Source organism: Streptacidiphilus anmyonensis (genome assembly GCF_000787855.1).
Taxonomy (GTDB): domain Bacteria; phylum Actinomycetota; class Actinomycetes; order Streptomycetales; family Streptomycetaceae; genus Streptacidiphilus; species Streptacidiphilus anmyonensis.
Genome location: NZ_BBPQ01000001.1, coordinates 111,335 through 125,054, shown reverse-complemented (window position 1 = coordinate 125,054; position 13,720 = coordinate 111,335). Strand labels below are relative to the sequence as shown.

The window sequence follows — 13,720 nt, the reverse complement described above, 5'->3', positions numbered from 1 at the left end:
CCTGGGCGGTTCCGCTGGGCTGTTCCGGCTGGGCTCCACCGGCTGGGCGGCTCCGGACCGTGTTCCGGACCGTGTTCCGGTCAGTGGCGGTGCCCGCCGATGCCTTCGTCCTCGGCGTCGTGCCACATCGCCGGGTCGTACTGCTCGTCCGACACCTCGATCGGGCTGCCGCACTGCTCGGGCGCGCCGCACGGCGGCAGGCAGGCGCGCAGCTTGGCCAGGGCCAGCCGGGTCTCGTCGACCGCCCGGTCGAGCTCGGTGAGCCGTCGGTGGGCCTCCGCCAAGGCGGTGGGATCGATCGTGTTCGAGGGCATGACTCAGCTCCCCTCCACGCGCATGGGTATTCGATTCCTGATGTCCTGTCAGGAACGCGCGGAAGCGAGTGTGGCCCCGATCGCCCTCGCCTGAAAAGGCTTTGCTCACGATTGGCGGATTACACGCACGCGGCGCGCGCCCCCGCCCGGCGCAATCCGCTGCCCCGATCGGGTGGCTCCGGCGCCTTTTCCGACGTGTCGTCAGGCCGACTGCAGCCCGGGGGCCTTGAGTGGCTTCGTGGTGTACCGCAAAGACTTCCTCCGTGCGCCCCGCGAGACCTCCGCCGCGGTGCTGGCCGCGGCCGTGGCCCTGGTCCTGGCTGCCTGCTCGGGCTCGGGCGCCCCCGCCGTCCGCGCCGACGACATGTCCCACGCCGCGCGCTCCGCCGTCGCCCAGGGCGGCACGCTGCACTGGGCGGTCGACGCGCTGCCGACCACCCTCAACGCCTTCGCGACCGACGCGAGCCCGGCCACCACGCTCGCCGACCAGGCTCTGCTGCCGACGCTGTTCACCCTGGACGCCTCCGGCAAGGCCACCGCGGACCAGGACTACGTCACCAGCGCCGAGCAGGTGTCCGCCTCGCCGCAGACCGTCGTCTACACGCTCAACCCGAAGGCGGTCTGGAGCGACGGCAAGCCGCTCGGCGTCGCGGACTTCGCGGGTCAGTGGCATGCGCTCAGCGGCGCCGACCCGGCCTTCGCCGCCGCGGGCGCCGCGCACGCCGACGGCTACGACAGCATCGCCTCGGTCGCGGCGGGCGCGAAGCCGCACCAGGTCAAGGTCGTCTTCGCACACAGCTACGCGCCCTGGCGTTCGCTGTTCACACCTCTGTATCCGGCCGCCGCGACGGCCTCGCCGCAGGCGTTCACAGACGGACTGAAGACCGCGCTCGCCGCCGATGCCGGTCCGTTCACACTCAAGGGCGCGGCGGGCCAGGGCGGCCAGAACACGCTGACCGTCGCCCGCAACCCCCGCTGGTGGGGTGATCGCGCCAAACTGGACGCCATCGCGTTCACGGCCGTCGCCCCGGAGGACGCCGCGTCCGCGCTCGCCGCGCACCACGTCGACGTCGTCGACCTCAGCCGTGCGGCGGACGACTCGGGCAACACCCCCGAGGCCACCGCGGGCACCGAGGTGCTGCGCGCCTCCGCGCCGGGCTACCTCGCCCTCGCCTTCAACGGCGGCACCGGTCTGCTCGCCGACCCGCAGGTACGCCGCGCCGTCGCCGACGCCGTGGACCGCCAGGCCGTGGCCGACGCGGTCCTGAAGCCGCTGGATCTCCCGGCCGTGCCGCTCGGCAACCATTTGCTGATGGGCGACCAGCAGGGCTACCAGGACGACGCCGCCGCGCTCGGCGCCAGTGCCACGAACGCCGCCAAGCTCCTCGACGCGGCCGGCTGGCGTCTCGGCGCTCACGGTGACGCGGCGCCGGGGACGACGCGCGTCAACGGGACCAAGCCGCTCAGGCTGACGCTGCTCACCCGGGCGGGCTCGGCCCGCGACGCCGCCATCGCCAAGCTCCTCACCACGCAGCTCGGCCAGGTCGGCATCGGCCTGGCGACCAAGGCGGTCCCCGCGGCGGACTTCTTCACCAAGGACGTGGCGGCCGGGGACTTCGACCTCGCCCTCGTCAGCTGGCCGGCCTCGCTTTTCCCGGTCGCGGACGAGCGCGCCCTCTTCGCGAAGCCGCAGGTCAACGGGGACGGCTCGCTGTCGGTGGGCCAGAACCTCTCCGCGACGGGCACGGACGAGATCGACCGGCTCCTGAGCCAGGCGGTGGCCGCCACCAACCCCTCCGACGCGATCCGTCTGACCAACGAGGCCGACATCCGCATCTGGCAGGCCGCGCCGTCGCTCCCGCTCTTCCAGTCGCCCGAACTCGTCGGCATCCGTGACAACGTCCGCAACGTGGGTGCGTTCGGCTTCGCGACGCCGCGCTTCCAGGACATGGGCTTCGCATCCGGTAAGGGCCACTAGGGATGCCAGCGTGAGCCAGAACGACTTGCATTGGTGCCAAAGTGGCGCCACTGTAGAGCCATGGACCTCACCCCTTATGTCGAGCAGCTCCGCCGGGAGCTGACGACCGCAGCCGAGGTCGGCGGCGAGGACGCCCGCGCGCTCGCCGACCGGCTTCTCCAGCCCCTGGACGCCGCCGTCCGGCTCACCCTGCTCGAAGCCCTCTCCGCCGCCGCCGAGGAGATCTCCGTCGAGCTCGCGCCCGGCTCCGTCGACCTCCGGCTGCGCGGCGGCGGGGCCGGCTTCGCGGTGACGCCGCCGCCCGCCCCCGCGCAACCGGCCGCCGAGGCCGCCCCCGGGCCCGTCGACGTGCGGCTGCCCGTCGCCGAGGGCGACGACGCCGCCATGGTCCGGATCAACCTGCGGCTGCCTGCCAACCTCAAGGCCCTGATCGAGGACGCCGCCGCCTCAGGCGGGCTCTCGGTCAACGCCTGGATCGTCCGCGCGGCCGCCGCCGGACTCGCCGCCCAGGGCCGCACGGCCGCCAAGGCCGCCCCTGCGCAGAAGCCCGACCGGGCTCTCGGCCAGAGCTTCACCGGCTGGGCCCGCTGACCTCGCACGGCCGCCGCGTCGCCGAACGCCCGCCGGTCCGCTGAAGCACCGCGCACCGCTGAACGCACCGAACGCCCGCCGCACCGCCGAGCCCGCCGCACCGCCGAGCGCACCGCGCCCCACGGCACCGCCGAACGGACCGAGCACCGCCTCCGGAACGTCCCCGCTTGAGCAAAGGAATCCCGAGATGTCCCTCTCGACGTTCGAGACCCCCGCCCCGATCACCGTCGTGCTGGACCTCTATGTCGCCGAGGTCCGCTTCGCCGCCTCGGACCGCGCCGACACGGTCGTCGAGGTCCGCCCGAGCGACCCGGGCAAGGCGGCCGACGTCAAGGCGGCGGACAACACCCGCGTCGAGTACGACCAGGCGAGCCGCACCCTGAGTGTCGTCTCGAAGAAGCCGCTCAATCGGTTTGTGAACTTCAGCAGCAAGCGGCCCGAGTCCGTGGACGTCCTGGTCCAGCTGCCCACGGACTCCGAGGTGCGCGGCGAGGCCGCCATCGGCGACTTCCTCGCCGAGGGCGCGCTCGGCGCCGTCCAGCTCAAGACCGACCTCGGCGCCGTGCGGCTCGTCGAGACCGGTCCGCTCGAGCTGCGCAACGGAGTCGGCGAGATCACCGTCGAGAACGTCAACGGCCCGGTCCGGATACACACCAGCTCCAGCGACATCCGTCTCGGCACGGTGGACGGCACCGCCGAGGTCGACAACAGCAACGGCAAGGTGCAGATCGCCGTCGTCACCGGAGCGGCGAGCGTCAAGTGCGCCAACGGCTCGGTGCACGTCGAGCGCGCGCTGTCGGACATCACCGCCGCCAGCGCCAACGGCGAGGTGCGGATCGGCGAGGTCGTGCGCGGCAAGGTCGCGGCGAGCTCCAAGAACGGCGGCGTCGAGGTCGGCGTCCGCGACGGCAGCGCCGCCTGGCTGGAGCTGAACACCGGCGTCGGCCGCGTCTACAACGACCTCGCCAGCAGTGACGCCCCCGCCGCCGGCGAGCCCGTCGACAAGGTCGAGATCCACGCCGAGACCAAGCTCGGCGACGTCACCATCCGCCGGGTCGCCCGCCTCGACGGGCAGGACTGACGGGTCCCGTAACGCGTCAGACGCGGTCCCGTACCAGCGGAAGCTCGGTGATCAGGCGTTCCACCGTCGCGATGCGGGCGAGCTCCGGGGCGAGCGCGCGGGCCTGCTCCAGGCTCGCGCGGGCACCCGGCTGGTCGCCGGTGACGGCCTGGGCCGCGGCCAGCGTGCAGAGGCAGTAAGCCCTGGTCAGCAGGTCGGACATCCGCCGCAGAGCGCTTCGGGCGAGTGTCGCGGCGTCCGCCGCACGTCCGCCCAGCAGCGCCTGGGTCGCCAGGATGTCGCTCCCGGCGAGCAGACGCGGGTTGCGCTCACCGGCGAGTGCGGTCCCGATGGCCGCGGCCGCCAGGGCGTCCTCGCGCGGCATCGCCCCGGCCTCCGCGGCGAGCAGGCCCGCCCGCGCGAGCAGCAGTTCCTCACCGGGGACGTGCGGCGCGAGTCCCCGTCCCTCGGGGGCTCCGCGCAGGGCCTCGACGGCCTCGGCGTAGCGGCCGGAGGCGACGTCGACGGCGGCCCGCAGGCGCACCTGGGCGAGGGTGGCCGGCGCGTCGTCGGCGGAGACGGAGACGGCAGGGTCGGAGTCGGTGGGGTGGGAGGCGGCGGGGGCGCGCTCAAGCGCGGCACGCGCCTCGGCGATCCGGCCGCCCGTCAGCGCGCGCTGCGCCGCCAGCTCCCGGGCGCCCACGGCCAGCTGCGGCAGCAGAGCGGCGTCCGCGAAGGGCGCGCGCAGCAGCATCCAGCCGGTCGTGCCCGGTGTCCTGGCCGCGCTGAGCAGCAGCAGGGAGGCCAGGATCAGGCCGGGGCCGAGACAGCGCAGGGGTGTGCCGCTCCACATCAGCCCGACGCCGAGCCCGGCGGGGACGGCGACCCGGAGCAGCCCGCCCAGGAAGAGACGCAGCCGCAGACCGTCGACGGCCGTGACGGCCTCCCAAGCGAGCAGCGGGACCAGCGGGATCGGGCGGATCAGGAGCGGGACCCCGCGCGGCCGTCGCACGGCGACCCGTCGGCCGGCGCCGACCATGAGCAGGACCGGCGCGGTGCCGCCGAGCCGCCCGAGCGCCAGGCCGATCAGCGTCTGGAGCTGCAGGGCGAGCAGCGCGCCCCCGAAGAGGCCGAGCGGGAAGGCGACGGTGCCGTTGCCGTGGTCGAGGCCCGGTGAGTTGGCGGTCACCACGGCGACGCCGACGCCGAGGAGGACGGGAAAGGCGCGCATGCGGCCGGGGCGACGCGTCGTGCTGGGAGCCGGGGGCTGGGTCACGGCGCGTGATCATGCCACCCCGGCCATCCGCGAGGCCAGAGGGGTTCGTCAGCCGTTCGCCGGGCGGCGCGCGAGTGTACGAGGGCAACCACGTACCATAGGACAAAGCCGTGGCATGTTCAGATGCCCGGTGGGTGGACCGGCGGCACAGATCCGTGCGCGGCGGGTGCCACGCCCAGTCGATTCGGGAGAACTGTACTCCGTATGCCCACGCGCAATGACATCCGGAACGTCGCCATCGTCGCGCACGTCGACCACGGCAAGACCACGCTGGTCGACGCCATGCTGAAGCAGGCTGGTGCCTTCGCGGCGCACCAGCACCTGGACGACCGCATGATGGACTCCAACGACCTGGAGCGTGAGAAGGGCATCACCATTCTCGCGAAGAACACCGCGGTCAAGTACCACCCCAAGGGCGGTGGCGACCCGATCACCATCAACATCATCGACACCCCCGGCCACGCCGACTTCGGTGGCGAGGTCGAGCGCGGCCTGTCGATGGTCGACGCGGTCGTCCTCCTGGTGGACGCCTCCGAGGGCCCGCTGCCGCAGACCCGCTTCGTGCTGCGCAAGGCGCTGCAGGCCAAGCTGCCGGTCATCCTCTGCATCAACAAGACCGACCGTCCGGACTCCCGGATCGACGAGGTCGTCAACGAGACGTACGACCTCTTCCTCGACCTGGACGCGGACGAGGACCAGATCGAGTTCCCGATCGTCTACGCCTGCGCCCGTGACGGCATCGCCTCGCTGACCAAGCCGGAGAACGGCACCGTCCCGGCCGACAGCGACAGCCTGGAGCCGTTCTTCTCCACCATCCTGGAGCACGTCCCGGCCCCGACCTACGACGAGGACGCGCCGCTCCAGGCCCACGTCACCAACCTGGACGCGGACAACTTCCTCGGCCGTATCGCGCTGCTCCGCGTCGAGCAGGGCTACCTGAAGAAGGGCCAGACCGTCGCCTGGATCAAGCGCGACGGCACGATCTCCAACGTCCGCATCAGCGAGCTGCTGATGACCGAGGCGCTCACCCGCAAGCCGGCCGAGCAGGCCGGTCCGGGCGACATCTGCGCCGTCGCGGGCATCTCCGAGATCATGATCGGTGAGACCCTGGCCGACACCGAGAACCCGATCGCGCTGCCGCTGATCACGGTCGACGAGCCGGCCATCTCGATGACCATCGGCACCAACACCTCGCCGCTGGTCGGCAAGGGCGGCTCGGGCAAGGGCGCGGACGCCAAGTCCGGCGCCAAGGTCGACCGCAAGGTCACCGCCCGTCAGGTCAAGGACCGGCTGGACCGCGAGCTGATCGGTAACGTCTCGCTCCGCGTGCTGGACACCGAGCGCCCGGACGCCTGGGAGGTGCAGGGCCGCGGTGAGCTGGCGCTGGCCATCCTCATCGAGACCATGCGCCGCGAGGGCTTCGAGCTGACCGTCGGCAAGCCGCAGGTCGTCACCCGCGAGATCGACGGCAAGACCCACGAGCCGGTCGAGCGCCTGACGGTCGACGTGCCCGAGGAGCACATGGGCGCGGTCACCCAGCTCATGGGTGTGCGCAAGGCCCGCATGGACAACATGTCGAACCACGGCTCCGGCTGGGTCCGCATGGAGTTCGTGATCCCCTCCCGCGGTCTGATCGGCTTCCGCACGGAGTTCCTGACCTCCACCCGCGGCACCGGCATCGCGCACTCGATCCACGAGGGCTACGAGCCCTGGTTCGGCGTGCTCACCACCCGCAACAACGGCTCCCTGGTCGCCGACCGTTCCGGCGTGGTCACCGCCTTCGCGATGACCAACCTGCAGGAGCGCGGCGTGCTGTTCACCGACCCCGGCACCGAGGTGTACGAGGGCATGATCGTCGGCGAGAACTCGCGTGCCGACGACATGGACGTGAACATCACCAAGGAGAAGAAGCTCACCAACATGCGTTCCTCGAACGCTGACGTGGCCGAGTCGATCGTCCCGCCGCGCAAGCTCTCGCTGGAGCAGTCGCTGGAGTTCTGCCGCGAGGACGAGTGCATCGAGGTGACGCCGGAGACGGTGCGCATCCGCAAGGTGGTGCTGGACGCGCAGACCCGCGCCCGTACCCGCGGCCGCGCCGCGAAGAGCTGACCCTCAGCCGAACCCCCGGGCCCCAGGGCCCCCAGGAAAGCCGCCGGAGGCACTGCCTCCGGCGGCTTTCTTGCGCCGTCCGGCCGTCACTCATGGTGATGACAATCGGGGCGAGTGTCAGTGCCCTCATGTACGGATATCGGTGCAACGATGGGCCTGAGCGGTATTTCATGTCCGATTCGACATCTGTTGCACCCACCTGGTGATGCCCAAGTTGCGAGACCCAGCTCACAGGCGTGTGATCAAACCGCAATGTCGTTTGGTCGGAAGCATCGCCGAGAGTGACGGATAGTAGAGACCACGACGCTCGGGTCACCGGGCCGGCTGCCGACCACGGCGGGCGGCCCGCGAGCTCAGGCGCTGCCGCCCAGGGGTGGGCGAGGGCGCCGCAGAACAGGTGCAAACAGCACGTCTGAGGAGGCACGTCCATGCGTGGAGCCACGCAAGCGAAGTTCGCCGCCGGGGCCATCGCCATCGCCTTGGCCGCCACGGCCTGCAGCACGTCGAGCAACAGCAGCTCGGGCTCGGGCAGCAACGCCAACGGCGTGGTGACCGCATGGTGGGGCGACCCCCAGAACCCGCTCATCCCGACCGACACCAACGAGGTGAACGGCGGCGCGGTCCTCAACATGATCTTCGAGGGTCTGCAGCACTACAACCCGAAGACGGGTGTCGCGGAGCTGGCCAACGCCCAGTCGATCACGACCACGGACCAGCAGCACTTCACCATCACGCTGAAGCCCGGCTGGAAGTTCAGCGACGGCACCCCGGTGACCGCCAGCTCCTACGTGGACGCCTGGAACTGGGGCGCCTACCTGCCGCACGCGCAGAACAACACCGACCCGTTCTTCACGTCGATCCAGGGCTACGACGCGGTCCACCCGGCGACCGGCTCTCCGACGGCGACGACCATGTCCGGCCTGAAGGTCGTCAACGACACCACCTTCACCGTCGCGCTGACGCAGAAGTTCTCGCTGTGGCCGGACACCCTCGGCTACTCGGCCTTCTACCCGCTGCCGCAGTCGTTCTTCAAGAACCCGACCGCGTGGGAGGCCCACCCGGTCGGCAACGGTCCGTATGTGATCAAGTCGTGGACCAAGGGCACGGGCATGTCCCTGACCCCGAACTCGACGTACTCCGGCAACTACAAGCCGAAGAACGGTGGCATCAACCTCAAGGTCTACACCGACCCGAACGCCGCCTACGCCGACCTGCAGGCCGGCAACCTGGACATCGACAACGGTCTGTCCACCACCGCGCTGAAGACGGTCCAGTCCGACCTCAACGGTCGCTACCTGAACGAGCCGGCCGGTATCAACCAGACCATCTCCTTCCCGCTGAACCAGCCGCAGTGGAACACCGCCGGCGCCAAGCTGGTCCGCGAGGGTCTGTCGATGGCCATCGACCGCCCGACCATCACCAAGGTGATCTTCCAGAACACCCGTACCCCGGCCACCGACTGGACCTCCCCGGTCCTCGGCGCCGAGGGCGGCTTCAGCAGCACGCTCTGCGGCGACGTCTGCACCTACAACCCGACCAAGGCCAAGCAACTGATCCAGCAGGGCGGCGGCATCCCCGGCGGCCAGCTGACCATCAGCTACAACGCCGACGGCCCGCACAAGGAGTGGGTCGACGCGGTCTGCAACAGCATCAACAACGCGCTGGGCAACACCAACGCCTGCGTCGGCAAGCCGGTCGGCACGTTCGCGCAGTTCCGCAACCAGATCCAGAGCAAGCAGATGACCTCCGCCTTCCGCACCGGCTGGCAGATGGACTACCCGCTGATCCAGGACTTCCTGCAGCCGCTGTTCTACACCAACGCCGCGTCGAACGACTCGCACTACAGCAACCCGCAGTTCGACAGCCTGGTCAACCAGGCCAACGCCGCCAGCACCAAGGCGACGGCGGTCTCGGACTTCCAGAGCGCCGAGAAGCTGCTGGTCACCGACCTGCCGTCGATCCCGCTGTGGTACCAGAACGGCACCGTCGGCTGGTCCTCGAACGTCTCCAATGTGTCGCTGGACGTCTTCAGCGTGCCGGTCTACACGAACATCACTGTCAACAAGTAAGTCGTCGGTCCGCCGGCCGAGCCGCCGCGCGAGCCGGACGGCGGCCGGGAATCCTTCAGGGATTCCCGGCCGCCGCCGCGACGAATCCCTGGAGGTTCCATGGGGCGCTACGTCATCCGACGACTGCTCCAGATGATCCCGGTGTTCATCGGGACAACGTTCATCATCTTCACGATGGTGCACGCTCTCGGCGACCCGGTTGCCGCGCTGTTCGGCGACAAGGCCCCCGACCCCGCCGTTGCCGCACAGATCCGGCAGCAGCTCGGCCTGGACAACCCGCTGATCGTCCAGTACGGCGACTACATGAAGGGGATCTTCACCGGAGATCTCGGGACCACCTTCAGCGGCCAGCCGGTCACGGAGCTGCTGAAGACCGCCTACCCGACCACGCTCAAGCTCACCGTGGTGGCCTTCACCTTCGAGGTGATCATCGGCATCGGGCTCGGCGTCCTCAGCGGCATGCGCCGCGGCCACCTCGCCGACACCGGCGTGATGGTGATGACCCTGATCGTCATCTCGATCCCGACCTTCGTCATCGGCTACGTCCTGCAGTACCTGTTCGGCGTGAAGTGGGGCCTCGCGGACGCCACCGTCCCGGAGGGCGCGCCCATCCAGTCGCTGCTGCTACCGGGCTTCGTGCTCGCCTCGGTCTCGCTCGCCTACGTCGCCCGGCTGACCCGCACCACCATCGCGGAGAACAGCAAGGCCGACTACGTGCGCACGGCCGTGGCCAAGGGCCTGCCGCGCCGCCGCGTGGTCACCCACCACCTGCTGCGCAACTCGCTGATCCCGGTCATCACCTTCCTCGGCACCGACCTCGGCGCCCTGATGGGTGGCGCGCTGGTCACCGAGCGCATCTTCAACATCCACGGAGTGGGCTACTACCTGTACCAGGGCATCGTGCACCAGAGCACGTCGACCGTGGTCGGCTTCGTGACCGTCCTGGTGATCGTCTTCCTCCTCGCCAACCTGCTCGTCGACCTGCTCTACGCGGTCCTGGACCCGAGGATCCGTTATGCCTGACCAGCAGCCGAACAAGCCGAACGGCGTCCCCGACGACGCGAACACCGAGCTGTCCAGTGCCTTCGCCCAGACGCCCACCCTGGGCGCCATGGAGGTGGAGGGCATGCTCGAGAAGGAGGACCTCACCCACGCGCCGGAGCAGTCCAGCGAGTCGGTGGGCATCACCGACCGCGAGGTGCCCCGCAGCCTGTGGCAGGACGCCTGGCGGGAGCTGCGACGCAACCCGATCTTCATCATCTCGGGCATCCTGATCATCTTCCTGGTCATCGTCGCCATCTTCCCGGGCCTCTTCGACTCGACCAGCCCGCTCCAGTGCGACCTGTCGAAGTCCCAGCAGGGACCGACCTCCGGGCACCCCTTCGGCTTCGACACCCAGGGCTGCGACGTGTACGCGCGCACCGTCTACGGCGCCCGGGCGTCCATCACCGTGGGCGTCTTCGCCACCCTCGGCACCGCGCTGCTCGGCACGCTCCTGGGCGGCCTGGCCGGCTACTTCGGCGGCTGGCTGGACGCGGTCGTCTCCCGTATCGCGGACATCTTCTTCGGCATCCCGATCCTGCTCGGCGGACTGGTCTTCCTCTCGGTCATCCCGAGCCGGTCGATCTGGGTCGTGGTCGCGTTCATCGTGGTGCTGGGCTGGCCGCAGCTCGCGCGTATCGCCCGCGGCGCGGTCATCACCGCCAGGCAGCAGGACTACGTCACGGCGGCGCGCGCCCTCGGCGCCGGCAACGTGCGGCTGATGCTGCGCCACATCCTGCCGAACTCGCTGGCGCCGATCATCGTCGTGGCGACGATCGCGCTCGGCACGTACATCTCGCTGGAGGCGACGCTCTCCTACCTGGGTGTGGGTCTGAAGCCGCCGACGGTCTCCTGGGGCATCGACATCTCGGCCGCAGCGGACACCTTCCGCAACGCGCCGCACATGCTGCTCTTCCCGGCCGGCGCGCTCTGCATCACCATCCTGGCGTTCATCATGCTCGGCGACGCGGTCCGCGACGCTCTCGACCCCAAGCTGCGCTGAGAGAGGCGGAACCGTGGGTATTCATGCAACCGAAGTCACCGCCACCACCGGGCGCGGCCGCACCGCCGACAGCGAGGACGCCCCGCTGCTCCAGGTGAAGAACCTCCAGGTCGAGTTCCGCACCCGCGACGGTGTGGCCAAGGCCGTCAACGGCGTGAACTACAGCGTCCGCGCCGGTGAGACCCTCGCCATCCTGGGCGAGTCGGGCTCCGGCAAGTCCGTCTCCTCCCAGGCCGTCATGGGCATCCTGGACAGCCCTCCCGGCTTCGTCACCGGCGGCGAGATCGTCTTCAAGGGCCAGGACCTGCTGAAGCTCTCCAAGGAGCAGCGCCGCAAGATCCGTGGCACCCAGATGGCCATGATCTTCCAGGACGCGCTGTCCTCGCTGAACCCGGTGCACACCGTCGGGACGCAGCTGGGCGAGATGTTCCGGGTCCACCGCGGCACCTCCAAGTCCGAGGCCAAGAAGAAGGCCGTCGAGCTGATGGAGCGCGTCGGCATCCCGGCCGCCAAGGAGCGGGTCAACCAGTACCCGCACCAGTTCTCCGGCGGTATGCGCCAGCGCATCATGATCGCCATGGCGCTGGCCCTGGAGCCGGATCTGATCATCGCCGACGAGCCCACCACCGCCCTGGACGTGACCGTCCAGGCCCAGGTGATGGAGCTGCTGGCGGACCTCCAGGCCGAGTACAACATGGGCCTGATCCTGATCACCCACGACCTCGGCGTGGTCGCCGACGTCGCGGACAAGATCGCGGTCATGTACGCCGGCCGCATCGTCGAGACGGCGCCGGTCCACGAGCTGTACAAGCGCCCGGCGCACCCGTACACCCGCGGCCTGCTGGACTCGATCCCGCGCCTGGACCAGAAGGGCCAGGAGCTCTACGCGATCAAGGGTCTCCCGCCCAACCTGCTGCGCATCCCCTCCGGCTGTGCGTTCAACCCGCGCTGCCCGATGGCCCAGGAGGTCTGCCGCAGCGAGGTTCCGCCGCTGCACGCGGTGACCGAGGCCGACGGCACTCCGATCGAGGGCCGCGGCAGCGCCTGCCACTTCTGGAAGGAGACCATCCATGGCTGAGCCGACCGCCACCGAGGCGGCCATCGAGGCCGTGATGGACAAGCAGGTCAGGCGCGGCGAGCCGATCCTTTCGGTCCGGAACCTGGAGAAGTACTTCCCGCTGACCCAGGGCATCCTGATCAAGAAGCAGATCGGCGCTGTCAAGGCCGTCGACGGCGTCAGCTTCGACCTGCACCAGGGCGAGACCCTCGGCATCGTCGGCGAGTCCGGCTGCGGCAAGTCGACGCTGGCCAAGGTGCTGATGAACCTCGAGACCGCCACCAGCGGCGAGGTGCTCTACAAGGGCGAGGACATCTCCAAGGTGTCCGGCCGGGCGCTCAAGGCGATCCGCCGGAACATCCAGATGGTCTTCCAGGACCCGTACACCTCGCTGAACCCGCGCATGACGGTCGGCGACATCATCGGCGAGCCCTTCGAGATTCACCCCGAGGTGGCCCCCAAGAGCGACCGCCGCAAGGCGGTCCAGGACCTGCTCGACGTCGTCGGCCTGAACCCGGAGTACATCAACCGGTACCCGCACCAGTTCTCCGGCGGCCAGCGCCAGCGCATCGGGATCGCCCGCGGCCTCGCCCTCAAGCCCGAGATCATCATCTGCGACGAGCCGGTGTCGGCGCTGGACGTCTCCGTGCAGGCGCAGGTCATCAACCTGCTGGAGAAGCTGCAGGACGAGTTCAACCTCTCCTACATGTTCATCGCCCACGACCTGTCGATCGTGCGTCACATCTCCGACCGCGTCGGCGTGATGTACCTCGGCAAGATGGTCGAGATCGGCTCGGACGAGGAGATCTACGAGCACCCGACCCACCCCTACACCCAGGCGCTGCTCTCGGCCGTGCCGGTGCCGGACCCGGAGGGTCGCGAGGGCCGCGAGCGGATCCTTCTCAGCGGCGACATCCCCTCGCCGGCCAACCCGCCGTCCGGCTGCCGCTTCCGCACGCGCTGCTTCAAGGCGCAGGAGAAGTGCGCGATCGAGGAACCGCTGCTGGCGATCCCGCAGGTCTTCCGCGGCCAGGACACCCCGGCCGCGCACGAGTCGGCGTGCCACTTCGCCGAGGACGTCGACATCGTCGGCGCGACGGCGAACGGTGACGACAGCGTCAACGGCGATGGCGTCAGCGGTGGTGGCGTCAGCGGCGACAACGGCGGCGCCGAGATCTGAGCCTGCGTCTCCGCAGGCGCGACAGAGGTCAGGGGCGGGGCT

General features: G+C 70.1%; 11 protein-coding genes. 9 read left to right on the top strand and 2 right to left on the bottom strand.

Annotation, left to right across the window (positions count from 1 at the left end):
* Positions 1–80: 80 nt before the first annotated feature.
* Positions 81–314, bottom strand: a complete 234-nt coding sequence (locus TR50_RS00535) for an Rv0250c family protein (protein ID WP_042412371.1) — start codon at positions 312–314, stop codon at positions 81–83.
* A gap of 238 nt (positions 315–552) precedes the next feature.
* Here TR50_RS00535 and TR50_RS00530 point away from each other — a divergent pair, with 238 nt between their 5' ends.
* The 3 genes from TR50_RS00530 (at position 553) to TR50_RS00520 (ending at position 3,964) form a co-directional block, all read left to right on the top strand.
* The gene (locus TR50_RS00530) at positions 553–2,292 is read left to right on the top strand and encodes an ABC transporter family substrate-binding protein (RefSeq protein WP_052440518.1); all 1,740 of its coding nucleotides are present in this window, start codon (positions 553–555) and stop codon (positions 2,290–2,292) included.
* A 60-nt stretch (positions 2,293–2,352) separates the two neighbouring features.
* Entirely contained in the window at positions 2,353–2,883 is a 531-nt protein-coding gene (locus TR50_RS00525; protein ID WP_042412368.1) for a histidine kinase, read from the top strand.
* A gap of 187 nt (positions 2,884–3,070) precedes the next feature.
* Positions 3,071–3,964: a DUF4097 family beta strand repeat-containing protein gene (locus TR50_RS00520; RefSeq protein ID WP_042412367.1), complete on the top strand. Its 894-nt coding sequence runs from the start codon at positions 3,071–3,073 to the stop codon at positions 3,962–3,964.
* A 16-nt stretch (positions 3,965–3,980) separates the two neighbouring features.
* Here the strand turns inward: TR50_RS00520 and TR50_RS00515 are convergent, their stop codons facing one another.
* Positions 3,981–5,219 (bottom strand): hypothetical protein, encoded by a 1,239-nt coding sequence (locus TR50_RS00515; RefSeq protein WP_152648180.1) that lies wholly within the window; start codon positions 5,217–5,219, stop codon positions 3,981–3,983.
* A 204-nt stretch (positions 5,220–5,423) separates the two neighbouring features.
* Here TR50_RS00515 and typA point away from each other — a divergent pair, with 204 nt between their 5' ends.
* The 6 genes from typA to TR50_RS00485 all read left to right on the top strand — a co-directional run bounded on the left by typA (position 5,424) and on the right by TR50_RS00485 (position 13,678).
* Positions 5,424–7,328 carry a translational GTPase TypA gene (typA, locus tag TR50_RS00510; RefSeq protein WP_042412362.1) on the top strand — a complete coding sequence of 635 codons (1,905 nt, stop codon included), beginning with the start codon at positions 5,424–5,426 and terminating at the stop codon, positions 7,326–7,328.
* Positions 7,329–7,756: 428 nt separating this feature from the next.
* Positions 7,757–9,397, top strand: a complete 1,641-nt coding sequence (locus TR50_RS00505) for a peptide ABC transporter substrate-binding protein (RefSeq protein ID WP_042412361.1) — start codon at positions 7,757–7,759, stop codon at positions 9,395–9,397.
* A gap of 99 nt (positions 9,398–9,496) precedes the next feature.
* The gene (locus TR50_RS00500) at positions 9,497–10,420 is read left to right on the top strand and encodes an ABC transporter permease (protein ID WP_042412357.1); all 924 of its coding nucleotides are present in this window, start codon (positions 9,497–9,499) and stop codon (positions 10,418–10,420) included.
* Positions 10,413–11,441, top strand: coding sequence for an ABC transporter permease (locus tag TR50_RS00495; RefSeq protein WP_042412354.1), 1,029 nt, complete (start codon positions 10,413–10,415; stop codon positions 11,439–11,441). Before TR50_RS00500 ends, TR50_RS00495 begins: the two co-directional genes overlap by 8 nt.
* A 19-nt stretch (positions 11,442–11,460) precedes the next feature.
* Entirely contained in the window at positions 11,461–12,519 is a 1,059-nt protein-coding gene (locus TR50_RS00490) for an ABC transporter ATP-binding protein (protein WP_042413169.1), read from the top strand.
* Complete coding sequence (locus tag TR50_RS00485; RefSeq protein WP_084699605.1) at positions 12,512–13,678, top strand: ABC transporter ATP-binding protein; 1,167 nt, start codon at positions 12,512–12,514, stop codon at positions 13,676–13,678. The genes TR50_RS00490 and TR50_RS00485 overlap by 8 nt, the downstream gene beginning before the upstream one ends.
* The last annotated feature ends 42 nt before the right edge of the window (positions 13,679–13,720 follow it).

Coding starts and splice junctions, on each gene's coding strand:
- typA (WP_042412362.1), top strand. CDS start 5,424: ATGCCCACGCGCAATGACATCCGGAACGTCGCCATCGTCGCGCACGTC.
- TR50_RS00525 (WP_042412368.1), top strand. CDS start 2,353: ATGGACCTCACCCCTTATGTCGAGCAGCTCCGCCGGGAGCTGACGACC.
- TR50_RS00520 (WP_042412367.1), top strand. CDS start 3,071: ATGTCCCTCTCGACGTTCGAGACCCCCGCCCCGATCACCGTCGTGCTG.
- TR50_RS00535 (WP_042412371.1), bottom strand. CDS start 314: ATGCCCTCGAACACGATCGATCCCACCGCCTTGGCGGAGGCCCACCGA.
- TR50_RS00495 (WP_042412354.1), top strand. CDS start 10,413: ATGCCTGACCAGCAGCCGAACAAGCCGAACGGCGTCCCCGACGACGCG.
- TR50_RS00485 (WP_084699605.1), top strand. CDS start 12,512: ATGGCTGAGCCGACCGCCACCGAGGCGGCCATCGAGGCCGTGATGGAC.
- TR50_RS00500 (WP_042412357.1), top strand. CDS start 9,497: ATGGGGCGCTACGTCATCCGACGACTGCTCCAGATGATCCCGGTGTTC.
- TR50_RS00505 (WP_042412361.1), top strand. CDS start 7,757: ATGCGTGGAGCCACGCAAGCGAAGTTCGCCGCCGGGGCCATCGCCATC.